Source organism: Fulvivirga sedimenti (genome assembly GCF_020328055.1).
The window spans coordinates 203,814-225,396 of the sequence record NZ_JAIXNE010000006.1 but is presented as its reverse complement, the minus strand read 5'-3'; the positions used below and the strand labels follow the sequence as shown (position 1 = coordinate 225,396).

General features: G+C 45.7%; 20 protein-coding genes. 8 read left to right on the top strand and 12 right to left on the bottom strand.

Annotated elements, in window-relative coordinates; all coding sequences use genetic code 11:
- Positions 1 to 141 precede the first annotated feature (141 nt).
- Entirely contained in the window at positions 142 to 774 is a 633-nt protein-coding gene (locus LDX50_RS26975) for a 2OG-Fe(II) oxygenase (protein ID WP_225699402.1), read from the top strand.
- On the opposite strand, the gene LDX50_RS26970 is transcribed toward LDX50_RS26975, so the two are convergent.
- The 4 genes from LDX50_RS26970 to LDX50_RS26955 form a co-directional block, all read right to left on the bottom strand.
- Positions 771 to 1,148 carry a hypothetical protein gene (locus LDX50_RS26970; RefSeq protein WP_225699401.1) on the bottom strand — a complete coding sequence of 126 codons (378 nt, stop codon included), beginning with the start codon at positions 1,146 to 1,148 and terminating at the stop codon, positions 771 to 773. The genes LDX50_RS26975 and LDX50_RS26970 overlap by 4 nt on opposite strands.
- A complete protein-coding gene (locus LDX50_RS26965) occupies positions 1,138 to 1,626 on the bottom strand; it encodes a DUF4199 domain-containing protein (RefSeq protein ID WP_225699400.1) in 489 nt (162 codons plus the stop codon). The genes LDX50_RS26970 and LDX50_RS26965 overlap by 11 nt, the downstream gene beginning before the upstream one ends.
- A gap of 9 nt (positions 1,627 to 1,635) precedes the next feature.
- Positions 1,636 to 2,100, bottom strand: coding sequence for a nuclear transport factor 2 family protein (locus tag LDX50_RS26960; protein ID WP_225699399.1), 465 nt, complete (start codon positions 2,098 to 2,100; stop codon positions 1,636 to 1,638).
- 68 nt (positions 2,101 to 2,168) lie between these two features.
- Positions 2,169 to 3,275, bottom strand: coding sequence for an adenylate/guanylate cyclase domain-containing protein (locus tag LDX50_RS26955; protein WP_225699571.1), 1,107 nt, complete (start codon positions 3,273 to 3,275; stop codon positions 2,169 to 2,171).
- Between the two features lie 169 nt (positions 3,276 to 3,444).
- Here LDX50_RS26955 and LDX50_RS26950 point away from each other — a divergent pair, with 169 nt between their 5' ends.
- Both LDX50_RS26950 and LDX50_RS26945 read left to right on the top strand, forming a co-directional pair.
- Complete coding sequence (locus tag LDX50_RS26950; RefSeq protein WP_225699398.1) at positions 3,445 to 4,761, top strand: hypothetical protein; 1,317 nt, start codon at positions 3,445 to 3,447, stop codon at positions 4,759 to 4,761.
- A gap of 108 nt (positions 4,762 to 4,869) precedes the next feature.
- The gene (locus LDX50_RS26945) at positions 4,870 to 8,211 is read left to right on the top strand and encodes an amidohydrolase family protein (protein WP_225699397.1); all 3,342 of its coding nucleotides are present in this window, start codon (positions 4,870 to 4,872) and stop codon (positions 8,209 to 8,211) included.
- 139 nt (positions 8,212 to 8,350) lie between these two features.
- Here LDX50_RS26945 and msrB read toward each other — a convergent pair whose 3' ends face one another.
- The 5 genes from msrB to LDX50_RS26920 are packed head-to-tail and all read right to left on the bottom strand — an operon-like array spanning position 8,351 to position 13,509.
- Positions 8,351 to 8,797: a peptide-methionine (R)-S-oxide reductase MsrB gene (msrB, locus tag LDX50_RS26940; protein ID WP_225699396.1), complete on the bottom strand. Its 447-nt coding sequence runs from the start codon at positions 8,795 to 8,797 to the stop codon at positions 8,351 to 8,353.
- A gap of 58 nt (positions 8,798 to 8,855) precedes the next feature.
- A complete protein-coding gene (locus tag LDX50_RS26935) occupies positions 8,856 to 9,773 on the bottom strand; it encodes a hydroxypyruvate isomerase family protein (RefSeq protein WP_225699395.1) in 918 nt (305 codons plus the stop codon).
- A 2-nt stretch (positions 9,774 to 9,775) separates the two neighbouring features.
- The gene (locus tag LDX50_RS26930; protein WP_225699394.1) at positions 9,776 to 11,113 is read right to left on the bottom strand and encodes a Gfo/Idh/MocA family protein; all 1,338 of its coding nucleotides are present in this window, start codon (positions 11,111 to 11,113) and stop codon (positions 9,776 to 9,778) included.
- A gap of 10 nt (positions 11,114 to 11,123) precedes the next feature.
- Positions 11,124 to 12,098: a formylglycine-generating enzyme family protein gene (locus LDX50_RS26925; RefSeq protein WP_225699393.1), complete on the bottom strand. Its 975-nt coding sequence runs from the start codon at positions 12,096 to 12,098 to the stop codon at positions 11,124 to 11,126.
- A 16-nt stretch (positions 12,099 to 12,114) separates the two neighbouring features.
- Positions 12,115 to 13,509: an amidohydrolase family protein gene (locus LDX50_RS26920; protein WP_225699392.1), complete on the bottom strand. Its 1,395-nt coding sequence runs from the start codon at positions 13,507 to 13,509 to the stop codon at positions 12,115 to 12,117.
- A 61-nt stretch (positions 13,510 to 13,570) separates the two neighbouring features.
- Here LDX50_RS26920 and LDX50_RS26915 point away from each other — a divergent pair, with 61 nt between their 5' ends.
- From LDX50_RS26915 to LDX50_RS26905, 3 genes are all read left to right on the top strand, one after another.
- Positions 13,571 to 14,152: a hypothetical protein gene (locus LDX50_RS26915; RefSeq protein ID WP_225699391.1), complete on the top strand. Its 582-nt coding sequence runs from the start codon at positions 13,571 to 13,573 to the stop codon at positions 14,150 to 14,152.
- Positions 14,153 to 14,244: 92 nt separating this feature from the next.
- Positions 14,245 to 14,928: a tRNA pseudouridine synthase A gene (locus LDX50_RS26910; RefSeq protein WP_225699390.1), complete on the top strand. Its 684-nt coding sequence runs from the start codon at positions 14,245 to 14,247 to the stop codon at positions 14,926 to 14,928.
- 163 nt (positions 14,929 to 15,091) lie between these two features.
- Entirely contained in the window at positions 15,092 to 16,180 is a 1,089-nt protein-coding gene (locus tag LDX50_RS26905; protein ID WP_225699389.1) for a class I SAM-dependent methyltransferase, read from the top strand.
- A 42-nt stretch (positions 16,181 to 16,222) separates the two neighbouring features.
- On the opposite strand, the gene LDX50_RS26900 is transcribed toward LDX50_RS26905, so the two are convergent.
- Both LDX50_RS26900 and LDX50_RS26895 read right to left on the bottom strand, forming a co-directional pair.
- Positions 16,223 to 17,314, bottom strand: a complete 1,092-nt coding sequence (locus LDX50_RS26900; protein ID WP_225699388.1) for a WD40/YVTN/BNR-like repeat-containing protein — start codon at positions 17,312 to 17,314, stop codon at positions 16,223 to 16,225.
- Positions 17,311 to 17,676: a nuclear transport factor 2 family protein gene (locus tag LDX50_RS26895; RefSeq protein ID WP_225699387.1), complete on the bottom strand. Its 366-nt coding sequence runs from the start codon at positions 17,674 to 17,676 to the stop codon at positions 17,311 to 17,313. The genes LDX50_RS26900 and LDX50_RS26895 overlap by 4 nt, the downstream gene beginning before the upstream one ends.
- A 63-nt stretch (positions 17,677 to 17,739) precedes the next feature.
- Here LDX50_RS26895 and LDX50_RS26890 point away from each other — a divergent pair, with 63 nt between their 5' ends.
- Complete coding sequence (locus LDX50_RS26890; protein WP_225699386.1) at positions 17,740 to 17,943, top strand: hypothetical protein; 204 nt, start codon at positions 17,740 to 17,742, stop codon at positions 17,941 to 17,943.
- Positions 17,944 to 17,959: 16 nt separating this feature from the next.
- Positions 17,960 to 21,331: a transcription-repair coupling factor gene (mfd, locus tag LDX50_RS26885; RefSeq protein ID WP_225699385.1), complete on the top strand. Its 3,372-nt coding sequence runs from the start codon at positions 17,960 to 17,962 to the stop codon at positions 21,329 to 21,331.
- Here the strand turns inward: mfd and LDX50_RS26880 are convergent.
- The gene (locus LDX50_RS26880) at positions 21,314 to 21,571 is read right to left on the bottom strand and encodes a hypothetical protein (RefSeq protein ID WP_225699384.1); all 258 of its coding nucleotides are present in this window, start codon (positions 21,569 to 21,571) and stop codon (positions 21,314 to 21,316) included. The two genes, mfd and LDX50_RS26880, sit on opposite strands and share 18 nt — an antisense overlap.
- Positions 21,572 to 21,583 lie beyond the last annotated feature (12 nt).

Here is a 21,583-nt window from a genome sequence, read left to right as displayed (position 1 = left end):
TCCTCTAACATTCATCCGTCACAAAAATCTTCCGATACCGGAAAAGTCAACCTTTCATAATTACTATATCCCGGTCAACTTTGTGCATAACGCAGCTGAATACTTCCTTCCAACGACGTATATTCGCAAAATTTCTTTACAATGGGTGCTTATACCGATGATGAATGGCTGGCGTGGATAGATCAACTCTCTGCCGAAGATTACGTTGTGATTGATGAGTTCCTTCCCAAAGATATTTATCAGACACTGCGGTCCTTTTTTCTGGAACACCTGAAGCAGGACGACTTTTCAAAGGCGGGAATCGGCGCTGCGGGCAACCGGCAAATAGCAGCATCCATCCGCGGAGATTATATTTACTGGCTTACCAAAGAACGGGATGTAACACTTCTGCCCGTATTCCAGCTCCTGGAAGAATTAATTCAAAAGCTTAACCGGTATTGTTTCCTTAGCTTGTCGGGTTACGAATTCCACCTGGCACATTATCCTTCCGGAACTTTCTATCGCCGTCATCTTGATCAGTTCAGGGAAAGAAATAACCGGATGATCTCCATCATCATTTATCTTAATGAATTGTGGAATGAAGGTGACGGGGGAGAATTGATCGTTTACAGGGACAATGAAGTCCATGAAAAGATACAGCCACTGGCCAACCGTTGCGCTATGTTCAGAAGTGACTGTGTGGAGCACGAAGTTAGTGAAACCCGCATAAGCCGCTATAGTCTTACCGGCTGGCTGCTGTATCAGCCTCCGGGGCTCGGACAGATTCTTGGTTAGGCGTTCGTATTTTTAGGCCGGACAAACGACCCGACCAGACCTCCGATCAGGGATGTGATGAATGACAAACCAAAAGCCAGTCCGATTTCAAAGGGCGCAAGATTATGCATGGTTTCATCCACGAATGTAAGATCCCAGATTATTCTCAGAATAACGGCCAGTGCCACGCCGGCAGATATTTGCAAAGCGATAATTACAGCTTTACCCCGTTCAAAATAACAGAGCAGGAAAGCAAGTATGCTGCTGGCAGTCATCAAAATAGTTTTCACTTTAATACCCAGCACCGTGGGATTATTATAGTCATTAAACCAGGCATAAAAAATCCCCACAACAAGCCCGCCGAGGACATAGAACAGCCAGCGCTTAGTTTGCATATTTCTTCTTTGTGAATATCGCTACAATTGCTGCTGTAAATGCCCCTGTAACAACCGCAAATATCATGCTCTGTACGATGTAGTTAGTGAGATTAAAATATTCAGCCGCGGCTTCAGTTGTTTCGTAAGTGCCTGACTTAACACTATATTCAATCACATTATCAAAATAGTGAGGTGAAATAAATGTCTGCGTAATATACTGGCTTAGCGGTGAAAGCAGGGCTACAACGATGCCAATAATTATCCCGCTCCTGAAACCCTGTGACCAGTTCATTTGACCAGCGTAATCTGTTTCCCTCTTTTCAACCAGAGCAAAATAATACATGATAAAAGCGGGGAGAATGAAAATCAACGTGTAATAAGCATGCTTGTCAATGTGTACATCATGCCAGCCAAGCAATCGCTCAAGTAAGGTCCATAGCATCATCACAATGGTGAAGATGATCCCCCATTTAATTTCGATTCGGATATTTTTCATGGTTATGTATTAGTTAGATTGGGTTAAAGGTCCTTCCCATAGCACCTGCTCGATCATCCATTTTCCATTTTTCTTGGATAACAACACATAATCTTCTCCCCACCATGCCGTAATTTTCGCCGCTGCGATTATTTCCTTTACATCCAGGATCGTCACCTTCCGCGGGGCATCCGATGCCGGAAATTGCTTTTTTGCAAGAACATTTGCCGCATAGTCCAGCGCCTGATCATAGCTCATGTGAATCGCTTCCCCGAAGCTGCCGCTTTCATCATCCTTCCAAAAGCCAAATTTGTTAAGTTCCGGAGCAAGTGCTTCTTTGAGTTTGTTTGTATTGCCTTCATAAAATCCTTCAATGTAATTCATACAGGCCTGCCGGACGGCATCTTCCTCAGTGCTGGTCTGGGCCTGCAGATTTCCCGTGAATATTAAGAGTAAGGAAAATAAAAAAAGGAATAACTGGGTTGGTCGTTTCATGACTTCAGAGTTTTTGAATTGTTGTTATCGTTAATTAAGATACAAAAAAAAATTGTACGTATCCCAAATCAGATTTCCTCTTTGGCCACCGAAAATAACTCCACACTTTCGGTTTTTCCTCTCAGACTGATATTCCCCATCGCTTCAAACCGGAGCTCGTTTTGAGGTTCCACGAAATTTTTAATCCGGCCTGAGACAAGGAGATCAACACCGTACGTATTACAGCTTGCCTGAATGCGTGCAGCAGTGTTCAATACATCCCCGGTAAAAACGATTTCCTTCTTGATGAGTCCGATCTCACCGGTGGTAACTTTTCCGGAATGAATGCCCGCCTTAAAGCCGGGAATGGCATCATATCTTTCGGCATACCGTGCTTCTTTTGCCTTCATCCCTTCCCGGATATCAAAAAAACACTGTATACTCTTCAGATATCCAAAACCCTCGGCAGAAGGCCAGGAAATGATCACCTCATCGCCGACATACTGATAAATCTCTCCACCGGATTTCAGTATGTATTCAGTGAGATCCCCGTAATACTCATTCAGAAAATCGAAATAGCGGATGTGTCCGAGGTTCTCCGCAATACTTGTTGATGATCTCATATCAAGAAACATAAAGATCCGCTCCTCCTGTTTTGGCCTGTGATATTTTCCGGTCATGTAATTCAGCAATACACTCTGACCGAGATTATCACTGATTTCCGAAATAAGCAAAATGATGGTAACGCATGCCCCGGCATATATCACAATACTTACAAAGGCAAAGCTGAACATGAAATTAAGTACACTATAGATGACTGCGGCATTATACACAGGCTGATCCATCTGTGAAGCATTCAGAAAAAGAGCCACTAAAAAAAGCATGATGCATATCAGCAGAATATAAAGGGCCCCCTTAACCACTACCTTCATGAAGAAAGTTGTGCGCTCAAAAAGACTGTCGAGAAAAAGCACCTCTGAAATGGCCAGCACGATACCCATCAAAAATCCGCCCGATACGCTGGCAGCTATCGCTGAGGCAAAATCATACGGATTGCCGGTAGCCGGATAAATGGTACTGCTTCCCATCAGTCCCTTTTCAATTATGGCGAAGAGGAAGGCGAAAAAGGCTGTTGCCAGCGCAAATGGTATTACCTTTTTTAAACTTCTGCGCTTGAGCGCTGATAATCTGAACATCACGCTTCTCTGGATTAAACACTTAAAATAGACACAAGTGCATTCAATCAGAAAGTAAGAACGAAGAAATTCCTTCCTTTCCTCAAACATATTGTAACTTTCCTCCTGAGTAAGTCTAAAGTTAAGGCACAGGAACAGATCAATCATCACAGGAACAGATCAATCATCTATGAAAATAGTTCGTATTGCCGTCATTGCATTTGCCGTGATATTTGTTTTGGGAATTGTATTTCTGAAGCCACTAAACAGGACGCCACTGGAAGAGACCGGTCTCATCGAACAGGCAAGGGATTCCATCGCCGGGGCAATGATCATTTCAGCGCGTGATACACTTCCGTTCATGGTCTCATACGGCCGCGTGAATATTACTCCGGAATACCCGATGCCAATGGCAGGGTATTCGCAACGGGATGCATTCAATGCCGTACATGACAGTCTTTTCTGCCGTGTGATTATGCTGGAGAAAGATTCGCGCCGTCTTTATATGATTTCCGCTGACCTGCTGATTTTTCCGGAAGAATTGAAATCAAAAATTCAGCAGTCCTTTCTAAGTGCAGACCCGGGGGCACTTTTCTATTTTTCCGCAACACATACTCACAATGGTCTCGGCGGCTGGGCCGACGGACTTGGCGGGGAGTTAATTGCCGGTGAATATCATCCTGAATGGATCGATAAGGTTACCCGTGACATCACCGAATTGGCAAAAATAATTAGCGGACAGGCCAGAAAATCAACAATAAATTATTTTGAAGCCGATGCCCAGCAATACGTCAAAAACAGACTGGTTGCAGGAGCACCAGTGGATGGTAAAATCCGGGGATTGAAGATCAATCGAGCCTCAGGGGACTCATTAGTGCTTTTTACATACTCAGGTCATCCCACCCTGCTCGACCGGAAAAGCCTGACCCTATCCAATGATTATCCGGGCGCAACCATTGAAAAGCTTGAAACCCGTGGGTATGCATTTGCTATGTTCATGGCCGGGATGGTAGGCAGTCACCGCATCACTAATATCGAGGGTAACGGCTTCGAACGAATCAGCAGCCTTTCTGATATACTAACTGATAAAATCTCCAGTGCAGCTGTGATCGGTCCGGTCGAAACCAGTTTTTCCTTGCTGCATTACGAAATTCCCTTCGGGCCGTCCCAGGCACGGATTGGCAAAAACATAGCTGTAAGAAACTGGGTTTTCAGTTCGGTTTTACAACCCCTGAAGGGATCATTAACAGCGGTAAATATTGGCGGGCTGAACCTGGTAAGTACCCCGTGTGATTTCTCAGGAGAGCTCTACGATCAAATCCGTCCTGATTCAAAGCCGGTAATTATCACCAGCTTTAATGGTGACTATGTCGGCTACATCACAAAAGACGCTCACTATGACAATTCAGATTATATGGAAGTAAGAACAATGAATTGGGTAGGACCCTATTACGGTGACCATTTTGCCGGAATGATTAATCAGGCCCTTCACAAAATAAATCACTGAACATCATATTAACATTTCCTGAATTTCATTTTTGCCATTTATATAATCCTACTGTGAAGTATCATTGCTTTTAATATAATTTGAAGAAGCACTCAATCGAAATAATCCATGAAGAAACTAATCATTGCCCTTTTCAGCTTACTGACAATCGTTGCGTATGGGCAGGAAAAATCAGAATCTGATACTGTTAAAAAAGCAACCAAGGAACTTCCCTTGGAACCAACACGAAAAATGCGGTTGCAAACCAACGAAGGAACATGGATCTCACTGGATGTAAGTCCGGACGGTAAAAATCTTGCCTTCGATATGATGGGCGATATTTATCTGATGCCTGTTAGCGGTGGAAAAGCAACCCAGATCACCTCGGGGATGGCATTCGACACACACCCGCGTTTCAGTCCGGATGGTAATTCAATTTTGTTTACCTCCGATAAAAGCGGCTCTGAAAATATCTGGACACTCGACCTGAACAATAAAGACGCCGCTCCTAAACAAATAACCAAGGATTCCGACAAGTATTACCAGGCAGCAGAATGGACGCCTGACGGAAAATATATTGTTGCCGCAAAGGGGGGGCGCGTATTAAAGCTTCATATGTATCATAAAGATGGTGGAGGCGGAATTCAGCTTATTAAAGAGCCTGAGGGACTTCAAACCATCGAACCTGCCTTTGGTGCCGACGAACGATATGTATGGTTTTCCAGGCGTAACGGAGCATGGAATTACAATGCCCAAATGCCTCAATACCAAATAGCCACATATGACCTGGAAACAGGAGAAGTTGCAACTCAAACCAGGCAATACGGTTCTGCATTCTCACCAACACTTTCATCCGATGGGAAATGGCTGGTATACGGGACGCGATACAATACAGAAACCGGACTCATGAAACGAAACCTGGAAACCGGCGAGGAGTCATGGCTGGCTTTTCCGGTACGACGCGACGATCAGGAGTCAAGAGCACGACTGGGTGTTTATCCGGCTATGTCCTTCACGCCCGACAACCAGTTTGTGATCGCATCCTACAGTGGGAAATTGTGGAAAATTCCGATTGCCGGAGGTTCAGCTTCTGAGATCCCTTTTGAAATAGACACAGAGCTGGATTTCGGTCCCTTAGTACATTTCGATTACCCAATCAGTGATGATAAGAAAATGGTGGCAACCCAGATACGCGATGCTCAAAGGTCGCCTGATGGTAAGAAAGTTGCCTTTACTGCACTGAACCGGTTGTACGTAATGGACTTCCCTGACGGAAAGCCAAAAAGACTAACAGACAATGATTTCACCGAAGCAAAGCCTGTATGGTCTGCAGACGGACAGTCTGTTGCCTTCACCACCTGGGAAGGGAATGAAGGAAATATTTACAAAGTGAAGGCCTCAGGTGGAAAGCCCGTAAAACTTACACGCCGGGGAGCAACATATTGGGATCTTGCCTGGGACTCGAAAACCAACCGCATTGCGTTCGTGTATGCGGCAGCACAGGGTTATAAAAATACTACTGGTCCCGGTGGTTTTGGCTCCCCAGCGTTTATCGGATGGATCAGTGCCGATGGTGGTGAGATCAACCCCATAAAATCTGCTGACGGCCGGGAAAATCTGCATTTCATTAAAGGAAATGACAGAATCTATATGTTCCATAGCAGCAAAGGACTAATGTCTATGCGATGGGATGGAACTGATGAAAAGGAACATCTTAAAGTTACGGGCATTATGACATACCCGTCATTGAGCCTGGAGCATTCACTCGAGGAAACTGCCACAGAACCGACCCAAAAACCGAGCAGTGCTGAATATATTACAATGGCTCCCGAAGGAGACCGTGCTCTGGCAAAGATCAACAATGACATCTATGTGGTAACATTGCCGCCAGTCGGAGCAGAAACGATTACTATTTCGGTTTCAAATCCGGAAAATGCTTCCTTCCCTTCCTGGAAACTAACCACGCTTGGTGGCGAATTTGCTCACTGGAGTACTGATGGAAACACGGTGAATTTTACTCTTGGAAACGCGTATTTTACCTACGATCTTAACGAATCTGAACGAATAAAGGAGGAGCTGGAAAAAAAGAAAAAGGAGGAAAAGGAATCGGATTCAGATGAAAAAAAGGATGATTCCGAGGAAAAGGAAGATGAGGGCTACAAGCCGGATGAAATACGGGTAAAAGTCGAGGTTGAAAAGGACATACCGGAAGGAAGAATTTTACTTCAGGGTGCGCGCATTATCACTATGAAGGGCGAGGAAGTCATTGAAAACGGTGACATCCTTATTGAGAATACCAGAATCATTGGAGTGGGGCCCTCCGGTTCATTAACTGTGCCCAGGGGCACAAAGACGATGGACATGCAGGGCAAGACTATTATCCCGGGATTTGTCGACACGCATGCACACATGTGGCCGAATTGGGGACTTCAAAAAAACCAGGTATGGATGTATGCTGCCAACCTGGCGTATGGCGTAACTACTACACGTGATCCGCAAACCTCAACCACCGATGTTCTTACGTATTCAGACATGGTGGAGACCGGACAAATTTTGGGTCCGAGGGTCTATTCTACCGGACCGGGCGTAGGCTTCTGGTCGTACAATATCAAGAGCCTTGAACATGCCCGAAATGTGTTGAAGCAGTATTCAGAATACTTCAATACAAAAACGATCAAAATGTATATTACCGGAAACCGGCAGCACCGCCAGTGGATCATTCAGGCGGCGAGGGAGCAGGAATTAATGCCTACCACCGAGGGAGCCCTGGACATGAAGCTGAATCTCACCCAATTGATAGACGGTTATCCGGGACATGAGCATGCATTCCCGATCTATCCGATCTACGATGACGTAACGCAGTTGGTAGCGAGGGCTCAGATGGCCTATACCCCTACTTTACTCGTTTCGTATGGAGGACCATGGGCTGAGGAGTATTTCTACTCAACGGAAAATGTGGTAGGAGACAAAAAGCTTAATTTCTTTTCTCCAAAATCAGAGATTGATCAGAAAGCCCGGCGAAGGGGTGCCTGGTTCATTCCTGAAGAACATATATTTTCCCGCCATGGCAAGTTTGTAGGCGACCTTGTGAAGTCGGGAGGCCTTGCCGGAGTTGGGTCGCATGGTCAGTTGCAGGGACTCGGCTATCACTGGGAGCTGTGGGCGATCCAAAGTGGTGGTATGCCTGAAATTGACGCATTGAAGGTTGCAACGATACTGGGGGCACGGTCTATCGGGCTCGATAAGGAACTGGGCTCCGTTGAAACGGGAAAACTTGCAGATCTGGTGATCCTGGATAAAAATCCACTGGATAATATTCGAAATACAAACTCGGTTTCCCATGTGATGAAAAACGGGCGTTTGTACGAGGGAAATACCTTGAATGAAATCTATCCACGGGAGAAACCAGCACCTGACTTTTACTGGAACCAGGACGGTCCCGATACTATGGATCTGCCAGGAGAGAAGTAAAGAACCCGGATACATTCTGATCATTTGTAAGTACCCTGCGACACGTTTAAAGAGTGGAAATAAACCAAGACCAGTTTTGGTGTTTCATGAAAAAAGCCGGTTATGAATACCGGCTTTTTTACTTTGAGAAAACAGACGATTAAGAATCCAGTTTCTTCAAGGCAACCGCGTTGATACAATATCGCAAGCCGCTCGGCTTTGGGCCATCCGGAAAAACATGTCCCAGGTGGGCGTCACAAACATTGCATAGTGTTTCAACCCGTGTCATGCCAAAGGACCTGTCAACGTGATAGGAAATAACATTTTCCCTGAGCGGCTGTGTAAATGAAGGCCAGCCCGAACCCGATTCGAATTTTTCTGAGGCATCGAAAAGTGGAGTATCACAGCAGATACAGGCATAACGCCCGGGCTCAAACAAGCTGCACATTTCAGAACTAAATGCCCGCTCCGTTCCTTTTTTCCGTGTCACATAATATTCTTCTTCACTTAACTGCGCCTTCCATTCCTCCTCCGTTTTTGTAACCCGGCGGTCGGGCAGGGGGTTTCCTGTACGTGCAATTTCGATGATGTCATTCCACTTCTGCATATCTGTAAATTTTCTTCACACATTAACCCATTCGCTGCAGAGAATGTTCATGGCGCGACTAAAAGGCATCCGATTTTCGGTATGCTTCAATAACTGCTGTCTCACCTTCCTTCCCTTTCATAGAATTACCATGTTCCATACCTACAATTCCGGTAAACCCTTTTGAGTGAATGTGTCGAAATACATTCAGATAATTGATCTCTCCGGTGCCTGGTTCATTTCTTCCGGGATTATCACCCACCTGAAAATAACCGATCTCACTCCATGCTTTATCAATGTTCGGGATAATATTCCCTTCCGTTATCTGCTGATGATAAATGTCGAAAAGAATCTTACAGGAAGGACTGTTCACAGCCCGGCAGATCTGATATGCCTGTGGTATTTTTGTAAGAAACTGACCAGCGTGGTTAGCCCACCAGTTTAATGATTCGAGTACCATAACAACACCATACGGTTCAAGAATTTCTGATGCCATGCGAAGCGATTCAACGACATTGGCTGTTTGATAATCCATCTCCAGAGACAGGTCCACATGCCCTGGAACAACTGTCATCCATTTCGCATTTACACGTTTTGCAACTTCTGCCGCTTCACGTATATCAGACAGAAACTTTTCACGAAGTTCCGGATCGCCATTGGTTAGGTTTGGTTTGCTCCAGCCTATTTCATGTGCCACAAAAACGCCCATCCGCATGTCCAGCCGCTCAAGCGTATCAGCAATTTTCTGTTGCTCCTCAACCGGACGGGCCTTCATCCAGTTATCTTCAATTGCTCTGAACCCATGATCATGCATAAATGTAATCTGATCCACAATATCCTTACCCGTATGTGATTCAAACATGCCAAAGTGAGGTGCATAATTCAATTTGAACGGGTCACTGGTCAATACGCTGTTACTGCCTGCCATTACACTTCCATAAAGAGCGGCGCCCGGGGCTGCCAGTGCTGCCGCTTTTGTAAAATCTCGTCTTTTCATTATTACATCTTATACTTATTCACTCCCGGTACCGGAACGGGATAAAACCCGTTTTCATCTGGCATAACAGGTGCCATATCATTAAAACTCTGAATATCAGGAACGAGCTTCAGGTTCGTCGCAAGTGCGTCTTCCCAGGAAATTTGCTGTCCTGAATAAGTAGCCATTCGTCCTAGTATTGCCGACATGGTACTGTCAATTCCATGGGTGGTATCATCATGATCATACGCGCCTGCACGTACTGAAGCAAACAGCTCATTATGCTCCTGCTGATATGGGTTAATATCATCCCTGCCTTCATGGGCATAGATATTCGCGCCAGCACGGGAACGAATAATTCCGGTATTCTCACTATTTACCAGCACAGACCCCTGCGTAGTCTGGAAGACTTCTTCCACACGGTTCATGCAGCCGGGCTGGTGTCTGCACTGACTGGAAATAACCTGGCCTTCCGGATACACGAATTCGACAAAGTGATGATCAAAGATCTGACCGTACTCCTTCCCTTTGCGAACTTCCCGGCCGCCCATGCCCTGGGCACTCACCGGATTTGCACCGATGAACCAGTTTGCCACATCAATATTGTGGATGTGTTGCTCCAGAATGTGATCACCGCAAATCCAGTTGAAGTAGTACCAGTTCCGCAGTTGATATTCAAGTTCTGTATACTCGGGTTTCCTGGGGTTCACCCAAACCCCGGAACTGTTCCAGTATACCTGCCCGGATACGATTTCTCCCGCGGCATTTTCCTGAAGACGCTTCAATACCTCGCGGTAGCTTCGCTGGTAATGGCGTTGTAGTCCGACCACCACATTAAGCTTTTTGCTCCGGGCAACTTTCGCCGCTTCCATGACTGTCTTAATTCCTGCTACGTCTGTTGCCAGCGGTTTTTCCATGAAGACATGTTTCCCTTTGCCAACGGCATATTCAAAATGTTGAGGGCGGAAGCCGGGAGGAGTAGCAAGGATTACAACGTCGGCCATATCGATTGCCTTTTTATAGCCATCAAAACCTACAAAAGCCGAATCATCCTTCACCTGCATTTTACCCGACTCACCGTACTTTGCCGTCAGGCCTTTTCGGCTCGATTCCAGCCGATCAGGAAAAATATCGGCCATGGCAACGATCCTTACCCCTTCATCCGCCTCCATTGCCTGAGCCGCAGCACCGGTACCACGGCCCCCACAGCCAACGAGGGCTACCTTAATTTCATCCTTTGCAGCCACGAAGGCACTGGCCGACAGCGGAAGTGCAGAGGCCAGGATTCCCGCACCGGCAATTCGTGCCGAATCAATACAAAATTCTCTTCTGGACGGGTTTCGTTTCTTTTCTTCTTTCATAACTCTGTTTTTAATAGTCGTTGATTGGAGGTAATCTGAAACGCTCCCATTCTGATTCAGGAGGCGTTTGTACAGGGCGGACGATCCGAAAGCCAACATGCAGCGCATCGGTATGCCACCATAAACTTTTTGGAAATTGAGGATCTCTTTTCTTCCACGACGGGTCGGAATAGGTCCGTGCTGCCGATCGCAACACATCCGGATCATCCATCCATGAACCACCCCGCACAACATGCGGATATAGATCTTCTCCTCTATTGAGGGGGTTTTCTGCCACTGAAGGTAAGCCTGCGTAATATTCAGGGTCGTATGAATCCAGCACCCATTCTGCCACATTACCATGCATGTCATACAATCCCCATGGATTTGGCTCTTTCATTCCACCCCTGTTGAATGTGCCGTTACTGTTTTCTGCATACCAGGCGTATTCATCTATGGCCGAAGGATCATCGAAAGAGTAGGGTGTATTTGTTCCTGCCCTGCTGGCATATTCCCATTCAGCTTCGGTAGGCAGCCTGTAAAAGCGTCCTGTTCTGGCCGTGAGCCATTCACAAAAGACACTTGCTGCATACTGTGTAACATTTACAACAGGATGCCCGGGCTTATTGAAATTAACATAGGGCATGGTTGCCCCTGAAACACCATCCACATCCAGCTCTATCTCTCCTGGCCGGGGATGAACAACATCGTCACGATTTCGATAAAGAAAAAACTCAAATTCATCCCAGGTAATCTCCATCGTACTCATCCAAAAACCGTCAACTCTCACCTCATGCAGGGGCCCTTCATCCGGTCTTCTTCCTGCCTCACTATCGGGACTGCCGGCAAGAAATGTTCCTCCCTCAATAGCCTTCATTTCAATCTCAAGGTCGGTGCCGGGAATGATCTCATTGTAATCCTCAAAGCCATTCCTGACTGCCAGGGTTCCCCCACCTACGAAGGTAAGGGCAGTAAGCGTAATCACTACCGGAACCCCTGCCCTCATACACATATTTTTAAGCCTATTCATTTTTTGCACTTTCAGCAATTGCGCTCAATTTCTGTATAATTTCATCTCTGGACAGGGAATATCCTCGCACAATTACATAAGCGGGATTTCTGAGGTTTTCAATATTCTCAAGCGGATTGGCATCAAGGAGAACCAGATCTGCACTGGCACCGCTAACAATCTCTCCAAATTTTCCTTCCATACCAAAATACATAGCAGGGTTTAAGGTGCCTGCCTGAATAGCCTGCAATGGAGTAATGCCTGCCGACAGCATTCCTTCAATCTCATGATGAATGGAAAAGCCGGGTACATTGAATACCTGAGGGGCATCGGAGCCAAGTAATAAACCATGTCCGTTATTCTGAAGAGCAAGCAATAGCTGACGGCGAATTGAATTGAAACGTTCCCATTTATCTTCACTGTAATCAGGATTACTTATCAGGTTTGTCTTGCTCTCTCTCCATGCGGAAAGAACGGATGCCGGCATGTATTGCATTTCCTCCTCTGAGAGATAATCCTCGGGCGCAACAGGTGAAAACCACCGGTCAAATAAACTCTGGGTTGGAACTATCCAAACCTGATGTGCCGCGCTCAGGGCAACCAGTTCTGTAATTTTATTCCTGTCGGCAAGGTCGGTAAAATTGTATCCAAAAAACCCATTCTCATCCGGTGATACATTCGCCTCAACAGGAACCAGTCCTTCCAGGAAACCGTCGATATGGTCAACAGATTTATAATTACTTTCAAGGGCATGCCTGATTCCCACATCAACGGGCACATGACCTGCAAAAGGGATGCCCACCTCATTGGCAGTTGAAACCAAAACGTCAAATACATCTCGCCGTATCCCGGGATGAATCTTCAGAAAATCATAGCCGGCAGCCTGGTACTCCCGTACCTTTTTATCTGCCTCCTCAGTGGTCGGCACGGTATTCCCATTCAGTGAAGGGCTTGACGTATAGATTCGCGGGCTTAATATTTCATTTCGAGCTGCACGTTCCCGCAGTTCCAGGTGAACAGGATGACCAAGCATTCCGCGGATGGTTGTAACGCCATTGGAAAGGTAAAGAAACAGCGTGGCTTCCATATCCTTCCTGCCCCAGTCGGGCGAAGGAATATGTGCATGCATCTCCGCAAGCCCCGGCAGCAGGTATTTACCATTTCCGTCAATGATTTCGGTAAAAACAGTCTCTGGTTCTTCAGTTGAAATGCTCGAAATTTCAGTGTCCTTAACAACCACGTACCGGTTGGCTAAAATTTCTCCGCTTCGTACATCAATTATGTTCACATTAGAAATCAGAATCCCTTCTTCCTGGCCCTTTGACTCGCCGCATGACAGGCAACAGACCAGGATGATACAGCTCACTATATTGAAGTTCAGTATTGATTGTATGGTTGGTCTTTTCATGGCTGATGTCGTTGGCTACCGCGTTGTAAGAGAATTTTGTTAATTTACAAAAAAGAACATTATGAAACCCGTTGCCCTTTTATTGATATTATCTCTTGCCGGATACTCCGCAATTTCCCAGAATTTACCTTATGAGGAAATCCCTGACTATCCCGAGGAATATCACGCAGGTACGGTGCTGTCAAGGATGACGGACGGGCTTGGGTATCGTTTTTACTGGGCAACTGAGGGGCTTCGAAATGAAGATCTCAATTATGTTCCTTCGGAAGGGGCACGATCAACGTTCAAAACAATGGAGCATATTTTCAGCCTGGTACGGATGATCCACAATACATTGAATGGTGAGGCGAATATCAGCCCTGAGGACCCTGCTGCTATGGAATACGAGGAGCTAAGGGCTGCTACACTTGAATTAATACATGCCTGTGCTGAAAAAATGGGAGAAAACAGCGACTTCAGCTCACTTCCAATCATGTTTAAAATGGGGGAACAGGAAGCCTCGTTACCTTTCTGGAATATAATCAACGGGCCACTTTCCGATGCGATCTATCATACTGGACAAATAGTTTCGTTCAGGCGTGCTTCGGGCAACCCGATTGACCCCCGTGTAAATGTCTTTACCGGAAAGAATGCCGATCGATGACTTTCCCCTTTAATTACCTGATCGAATTACAGTATCTCGGATTCAGGTTTCACGGCTGGGCAAAACAGCCAGGAATAAAAACCGTCCATCATATGATCGACAGAACGCTGTCATATGTGCTGGGTCACAATGATTTTAAAACCCTTGGAACCAGCCGGACAGATGCGCTTGTCTCTGCAGTTCATTCCGGTTTTCAGCTTTACCTGCATGAGCCTGTTAAGGAAAATGAATTCATCGGCAATTTCAATGAAAATCTGCCCAACGATATTCGCGCGATAAAGATCCGCAGGGTAGACAGTTCATTTAATATCATACAAACCCCCAAGATCAAGGAGTATGTATATTTATTTCATGACGGGGAGAAGGCACATCCCTTTTGCGCCCCCTTTATGGCATATTTTCCCGGTGAACTGAATTTGGAGCATATGAAGAAAGGTGCCCAAATGCTGCGCGGCCCGCATCACTTTATTAATTATACAACCAAACCATCTGCCCTGAGTAATTTCGACCGGATAATTCTGGACGCTGAGATTCGTGAAAATGATTTGTTTAATGGAAACTTTTTCCCTGAAAAAAGTCATCTGTTCCACGTCAAATCGGCCGGGTTCCTTAGACATCAGGTACGCCTGATGATGGGCCAGCTGGTACAGGTCGGATTGAACAACATTTCTCTTGAAGATTTTTCGATTTCCCTGGATGAAAAACTCGCGGCTCCATTTGATTATATAGCCCCTGCTTCGGGGCTGATCTTGTGGAAGATCGACTTCGGACTTTAATATTTTGAAAGTTAATGCTTTATGGCGGTTACAAAACCGGCATTACAGGTAATATATATCGCAAAATTCTATGAATCGGATATTTTGATAAGGTAAAATCATTAATTAGCTTGAACCAAAATTTATGTCGGCCCAGCCCCTTAACGAAACAAAACCAACCCGGATGAAAAAAGATTGGATTACAATCCTTCACTGTCCTATTACAAAACAGGACCTCCGAGAGTTATCCTCTGAGGAAATTCAACAGATCAACGAAAAAATTACAGCCGGTCAATGCTGGAACCGCGATGGCTCGCCTGCGAATCTTACCTTGGATGAAGGGTTCATCAGCCTGGACGGTGCTTTCATATATCCGGTTATCAATGGGATATCCGTCCTCATGAAGGAAATGGCAATTACTACTCAAAAAGAAGGTATTGATTCCAAGTCACTGCATGACAAAAAGCAGTTGGTAAAGGATTTCTATGACGGGAAGGGGTGGTCTAAAAACGAGGAAGGCCACTATGAAGACGCAGTAATATTTGAAGACCTTCGGGAGGTTTCCAAAGATTATATCAGTAAATGTCACAATCGTCTCGGAAGATACGTACATCCGAAAGGAACATATCTGATGGATGCCGCTTCGGGACCCATACAGTTTGATGATTACCTGCAGTATTCAGAAAATTATAAATACCGCGTCTGCGTGGATCTGTCGTACCAGGCATTATCTGAGGCCAGGAAAAAAATCGGTGACAAGGGTATTTTCCTGCTTTGTGATATGACCAATCTTCCTGTGAAGGAGGGATGCATCGATAGCTTTGTTTCTATAAATACCATATATCACATCCCAAAGGATGAGCAAATGAATGCCATACGTGAGTTGTACCGCGCTCTGAAACCGGGCGGTAAAGGGGCAGTGGTATATGAATGGTATAAATATTCTCCCTGGATGAACTTCTGGCTTTTACCAAAGCGTGGCTGGAACTATATTTCGAATAAGCTGAATAAGTTAAGTACGGCTGTCAAAGGATCAGGGAGCGGACTTTATTATTACGTGCACCCCTACGAACAACTGAAGCAGCATCTGGGAATTCCTTTTACGGTTGGAGTATGGAGAACCGTGAGTGTAGACTGGATGAAGATTTACATACACGATTCGTTATTCGGCAAAAAAATTCTTTCCTGGTTATATAAAAAGGAAGAGGAGAACCCGGAGAAATATGGGATGAAGGGCGAATACCCCATTCTGGCATTTGAAAAGCCGGAATAAGCCCCCTCGTTATATTGAAAAAGCCCGCAGTTGCGGGCTTTTTTATTGAGCATTTTTGGGAACTGTAAGATGCGCTCCGGAAGTTTTTAATGTCATCCTGGCGATCTTGCCATTTCCAGCGAGCCAGGCGGCATCGCCTGAAGGCGTAAAGCGCACAGTGTAGAAATCTTCGTCCGATATCAGCTGCCAGTGTCTTCCGCTATCAAAAGAATACGCTATTCCCGGAATTCCAACAGCGATCATGGATCTTCCCCCGGCCCCGGGAACGTATCTGATGCAGGACCTGTATCCCGGACCAATCCCATCTGAGATTAGTTCCCAGGTTTTACCCCCGTCTGAGGTAACAGCCTTGTTCGATTTGGATATCGTTTTTCGTTCCCAGTCCCCGCCGAATATGATACCGTTATTTTCATCGTAAAAGTCGACCGTAAATATTCCGGTCATGGTGCCGCCCTGAATGATAGGTGTTTGATGAACCTCCCAGGTTTTGCCCTTATCCGCACTGTGATAAATGCGTGCGGTGCCACCACCGGTGGCAATCCAGATATGGGAACCCGATGTGGCTATATTTGTATTGCTGGCAGCAAAAGCACCCTCTCCCGCCTCGGCTGGCGGAAGGTTTTCACAAGATATTTTAGACCATGTTTGTCCGCCGTCCCCGGTAAGAATTACGGAAATGCAGCCGTCAACTGGGTCGCCCATGGCTACACCATTCATGTCATCCATAAATACCATGGCATCATAAAATACTCCCTCACCTGATTCGGTGTATACAAGCTGCCAGCTTTGCCCGTTATCATCCGACCGGTAAAGCAGCGCCGGAGAAGCAACACTGAGAAGAAAAACCGCGTCACTGGTAGAGGCTATTGCCCTGAACTCCGGAAATGTGCCTTCAATTTCAATACTGTCGTGCCTCCAGGTCACGCCACCGTCTGTTGTCACGCCGTACTTGCCACCTGCACCGGCATACCAAACGTGGCGATCATCTATAACTTCCAACGCCCTGATACTGGTATTTACCTGAAAGTTTTGAATTTCTGCATCCAGAAAGGGGGTACTGTTGTCTTCTGCGGGCTCGGGGTTACACCCAAATAAAAGACAGACCGAAAAAAGCAGAATCGTTCGTTTTTTCATTCCAGCATTACTCTGGGGTCGAACAGTGTTTGAATACTGTGTATTTTTCCATTCTTGATAACAAAAAGGTGCCCCATATCCAGGACCTGTCCGCCCGAGAGCCTTACCTTAATGAGGGAAAAAACATCCTTGCCGTCGATTATATCTTTTTCGGCATGGTATTGCGCATTTGAAAATGATGCAGCCACATCGATTAAAAATTCATGCACCGCATCCCTGCCCTCTAAAACTCCCGGAACAAAGGGACCAGCAAGTGTAACATTCTTTGAAAGAGGTATATTCTCAACTTCATTGTTGAAAATCCCCTCGAAGTAATAATCCAGTGTGTTCAGAATCTTTTTCCTTTTTTCTGATTCTCCCATAATTGTAATTCCTATCCGTTATTATGACGCCTTAAATTAGCAACAATCAAATAGAATTCCGGTATGTTTCGATCGGAATTACACCGAAGATTTCGCAGCTATGGTTCGGTGAAGCCATTTTCCTGGCTGAACCTTTCTGCATGGTGGTCCGGTGCGATGCGCTTTCAGGATGTCTCTTGCGGAAAAAATATCCAAATTAATTCCATACTGAATCAACCAACAGGCAGAATCCTTGTTGACATGTCATGCCAATTGCTGGTGATTTAACTAACTTTGCATCTTCGTGAAATCAGTTGACCTGCTAAAATTCTACAAGACTGACAGCCTTGTACAGTCGATCGCCACCGAAATCAAGGTGAATGAGGATAAATGCGTCCTATTGAAAGGTTTTGCGGGCAGCCTGGACAGCGTAATACTTGCATCTCTGTATCAGTTGAATAACCAAAATCATCTGATCGTATTACACGATAAGGAAGAGGCAGCCTATTTTCATAATGACCTGCAAAACCTGTTGCCCGGCAAAGAGGTCTTATTTTTTCCTACAAGTTACAAACGGCCATATGAGTTTGAGGAAACCGAAAATGCCAACGTTCTTATGCGGGCCGAGATCCTCAACAGGATTAATCACAAAGCCTCGTCGGGTGAACTGATTGTTACCTATCCTGAAGCACTTACAGAAAAGGTAATTAACAAGAAGTCACTGCTTCAGCATACCTTCAGCGCGCGGGAGGGAGAGAATGTGGATATACCGTTCTTGAGTGAATTGCTGTTATCTTATGACTTTGAGAAAACTGACTTTGTATATGAGGCTGGGCAATTTGCCGTTCGCGGGGGCATTATTGACATATTCAGCTATGCACAGGATCTGCCATTCCGGATTGAGCTTTTCGGCAATGAGATAGAAAGCATCCGAACCTTCGATCCCGAATCTCAGCTCTCTGTTGATGTTGTTAAGGAAATCAACCTCATCCCCAACATTCAGACCCGCCTGGTTCAGGAATCCAGACAAGGTTTTATGGATTTTCTTCCGAACAATACCAAGTTCTGGGTCAAGGATATGGAACAGACACTTGATGTGATCAGGGCTTACTTCGAAAAAGCCACGGGTGATTTCGAAAAGATCGTTGAGCAGGGAGGGAAAGACCCCATCGTTCTGCGGCCTTCAGACCTATTCGAAACAACGGAAAGTTTTCTAAAGCAGCTGGAAGGACTGGTAAAAATCGAATTTGGACAACGCGTTTATTTCAGAAACCCAAAAGTATTTGAATGGAGCAGCGAATCACAGCCTTCCTTTCAGCAAAACTTTGAGCTTCTTGCCGATAACCTGCAGGAAAACCAGACAAAGGACATCTCAACCATTATCTGTGCAGAAAGCGAAAAGCAACTTGACCGTCTTCGCCGAATTTTTGATGAGGTAAGTCCGGGGATTGCTTTCCATGAACTCCTGATCAGTTTGCGCCAGGGTTTCATTGATCATAATATCAGGATTGCCTGTTATACCGATCACCAGCTTTTCGAGCGATTTCACCGCTATAAAGTCAAGAAGAAATATTCCAAGTCGAAGGCCCTTACTCTGCGTGAATTAAAAACCCTTCAACCGGGGGACTTTGTTACCCATATCGACTACGGTATCGGTAAATTCGCAGGTCTTGAAAAACAGGAAGTAAATGGTAAAGAGCAGGAGGCCATCCGTCTTGTATACCGGGATGACGATTTGTTGTACGTAAGTATCCACTCACTTCACAAAATTTCAAAATACAGCGGCAAGGAAGGAATCCCTCCGGCGATCAGTAAGCTTGGTTCACCAGAATGGGAGAACAAGAAAAAGAAGGTTCGCAAAAAGGTAGCCGACATTGCCAAGGACCTTATTGAGCTATACGCCCGCCGTAAAAACGCCCCGGGATTTGCCTTTACACCGGATAGTTTTCTTCAGGCCGAGCTTGAATCATCCTTTATTTATGAGGATACGCCAGACCAAGCAAAAGCCACTGCAGATGTAAAGGAAGACATGGAGCAGCAGCATCCGATGGACCGACTCGTATGCGGCGACGTTGGATTTGGTAAAACAGAAGTGGCCATTCGTGCAGCTTTCAAAGCCGTTACCGACGGGAAACAGGTTGCCGTTCTGGTTCCAACCACCATACTTGCCATGCAACACTACCGCACTTTCCGGGAACGTCTTCGCAATTTCCCGGTGACCGTAGAATATATCAATCGGTTCAGAAGTACGGCTGAAATTCGCGAAACGTTGAAAAGAGTTGCTTCCGGCGAGACCAACATACTCATCGGTACCCACCGGATCGTAAGTAAGGATGTGAAATTCAGGGACCTTGGCCTGATGGTGATCGATGAAGAACAGAAATTTGGCGTGAAAGTGAAGGACAAACTGAAAGAAATGCGTGTAAATGTGGATGCACTTACGCTTACTGCAACCCCCATCCCGCGTACGTTGCATTTTTCACTAATGGGAGCGCGTGATTTATCGGTCATCTCCACTCCCCCGCCAAACCGGCAGCCAGTTACGACAGAGGTCCATACATTCAATGAAGAAATTGTTCGTGATTCAATCAGCTTCGAACTGCGGCGGGGGGGTCAGGTATTCTTCGTTCATAATCGGGTAAATGATATTGAAGAAGTGGCAAATATTATTTTGCGCCTGGTGCCGGATGCGCGAATCGGGGTGGCTCATGGCCAGATGGACGGAAGCAGGCTCGAAAAAACGATGGTCCGCTTTATCGAAGGTGAATTCGATGTGTTGGTTTCTACCAATATTATTGAATCCGGGCTGGATATTCCCAATGCCAATACGATCATTATCAATCAGGCACATATGTTCGGGCTCTCAGATCTGCATCAAATGCGCGGCCGGGTAGGCAGAAGCAATAAGAAAGCATTTTGTTATCTGCTGACGCCTCCTTCGATAGGCCTTTCTTCCGATTCACGAAAAAGGCTTGCAACACTGGAGGAGTTTTCGGAGTTGGGCGACGGTTTCAAAGTGGCCATGCGTGACCTGGATATTCGCGGAGCAGGAAATCTCCTGGGCGCAGAACAAAGTGGGTTCATTACCGATATTGGCTTTGAAATGTATCATAAAATCCTGGATGAAGCAGTTCAGGAATTGAAGGAAACGCAATTCAAGGACCTTTTTGCGAAGGAGTTGAGCGAATCTGCCCGTCACCTGGTCCCCGACTGTACTATTGAAACAGACATGGAATTGATCATACCCGACAGGTATGTTGATAATATATCTGAACGGCTAAGTCTGTATTCCACTCTGGACAATCTTAAGGATGAAGCTGAACTTACTTCCTTCATGACATCCCTGAAAGATCGATTCGGTCCGATCCCGGATTCTGTAAAGCACCTGGCAGAAACGGTACGATTGAGATGGCTCGCTGAGGATTTGGGTTTCGAAAAATTGACGCTAAAAAATCAAAAAATAAAAGGGTATTTTCTGTCTTCCGACAATGAGGATTATTTTAAATCGGATATTTTCGGAGCGGTGCTCTCGTATATTCAGCAACATCCGAAAAAATGCAGGATTAAGGATACTCGCGGCAGGTTAATCCTGATGGTCGATGAGGTAGAGGAAGTCGAAGAGGCTATTCAGATCCTGGCCGACATGAAAGGTGTGGAATCAGTTGCTCAGAAATGATATATTCACGTCGATATCATCAAGATAGGGCGTGAGTTCCATGATCTCATGAAATGCAAAAATCCCGATCACCCGTTTATGCGGCGGGGAATAGGTCACCTCAACGTAAAATCCTTCCATGTGGTACAAATAAAATTTTAACCCTCCATCGCTTCGATGTGCGAGATAATCTCCAAAAATCGACACGTAGTCACATTGCCGTTCGAAAGGTAAAGTCTGAAAGTCGTCAATAGTAATCATACAAAAAGTGTT

Excerpts from the sequence above, each read along its gene's own strand:
- LDX50_RS26905 (WP_225699389.1), top strand. The coding sequence starts at position 15,092 with ATGAAAAAAGATTGGATTACAATCCTTCACTGTCCTATTACAAAACAG.
- LDX50_RS26920 (WP_225699392.1), bottom strand. The coding sequence starts at position 13,509 with ATGAAAAGACCAACCATACAATCAATACTGAACTTCAATATAGTGAGC.
- LDX50_RS26970 (WP_225699401.1), bottom strand. The coding sequence starts at position 1,148 with ATGCAAACTAAGCGCTGGCTGTTCTATGTCCTCGGCGGGCTTGTTGTG.
- LDX50_RS26955 (WP_225699571.1), bottom strand. The coding sequence starts at position 3,275 with ATGTTCAGATTATCAGCGCTCAAGCGCAGAAGTTTAAAAAAGGTAATA.
- LDX50_RS26950 (WP_225699398.1), top strand. The coding sequence starts at position 3,445 with ATGAAAATAGTTCGTATTGCCGTCATTGCATTTGCCGTGATATTTGTT.
- msrB (WP_225699396.1), bottom strand. The coding sequence starts at position 8,797 with ATGCAGAAGTGGAATGACATCATCGAAATTGCACGTACAGGAAACCCC.
- LDX50_RS26935 (WP_225699395.1), bottom strand. The coding sequence starts at position 9,773 with ATGAAAAGACGAGATTTTACAAAAGCGGCAGCACTGGCAGCCCCGGGC.
- LDX50_RS26890 (WP_225699386.1), top strand. The coding sequence starts at position 17,740 with ATGTTTCGATCGGAATTACACCGAAGATTTCGCAGCTATGGTTCGGTG.
- LDX50_RS26960 (WP_225699399.1), bottom strand. The coding sequence starts at position 2,100 with ATGAAACGACCAACCCAGTTATTCCTTTTTTTATTTTCCTTACTCTTA.
- LDX50_RS26965 (WP_225699400.1), bottom strand. The coding sequence starts at position 1,626 with ATGAAAAATATCCGAATCGAAATTAAATGGGGGATCATCTTCACCATT.
- LDX50_RS26925 (WP_225699393.1), bottom strand. The coding sequence starts at position 12,098 with ATGAGGGCAGGGGTTCCGGTAGTGATTACGCTTACTGCCCTTACCTTC.
- LDX50_RS26895 (WP_225699387.1), bottom strand. The coding sequence starts at position 17,676 with ATGGGAGAATCAGAAAAAAGGAAAAAGATTCTGAACACACTGGATTAT.
- LDX50_RS26930 (WP_225699394.1), bottom strand. The coding sequence starts at position 11,113 with ATGAAAGAAGAAAAGAAACGAAACCCGTCCAGAAGAGAATTTTGTATT.
- LDX50_RS26900 (WP_225699388.1), bottom strand. The coding sequence starts at position 17,314 with ATGAAAAAACGAACGATTCTGCTTTTTTCGGTCTGTCTTTTATTTGGG.
- LDX50_RS26910 (WP_225699390.1), top strand. The coding sequence starts at position 14,245 with ATGATCGACAGAACGCTGTCATATGTGCTGGGTCACAATGATTTTAAA.
- LDX50_RS26880 (WP_225699384.1), bottom strand. The coding sequence starts at position 21,571 with ATGATTACTATTGACGACTTTCAGACTTTACCTTTCGAACGGCAATGT.
- LDX50_RS26945 (WP_225699397.1), top strand. The coding sequence starts at position 4,870 with ATGAAGAAACTAATCATTGCCCTTTTCAGCTTACTGACAATCGTTGCG.
- LDX50_RS26915 (WP_225699391.1), top strand. The coding sequence starts at position 13,571 with ATGAAACCCGTTGCCCTTTTATTGATATTATCTCTTGCCGGATACTCC.
- LDX50_RS26975 (WP_225699402.1), top strand. The coding sequence starts at position 142 with ATGGGTGCTTATACCGATGATGAATGGCTGGCGTGGATAGATCAACTC.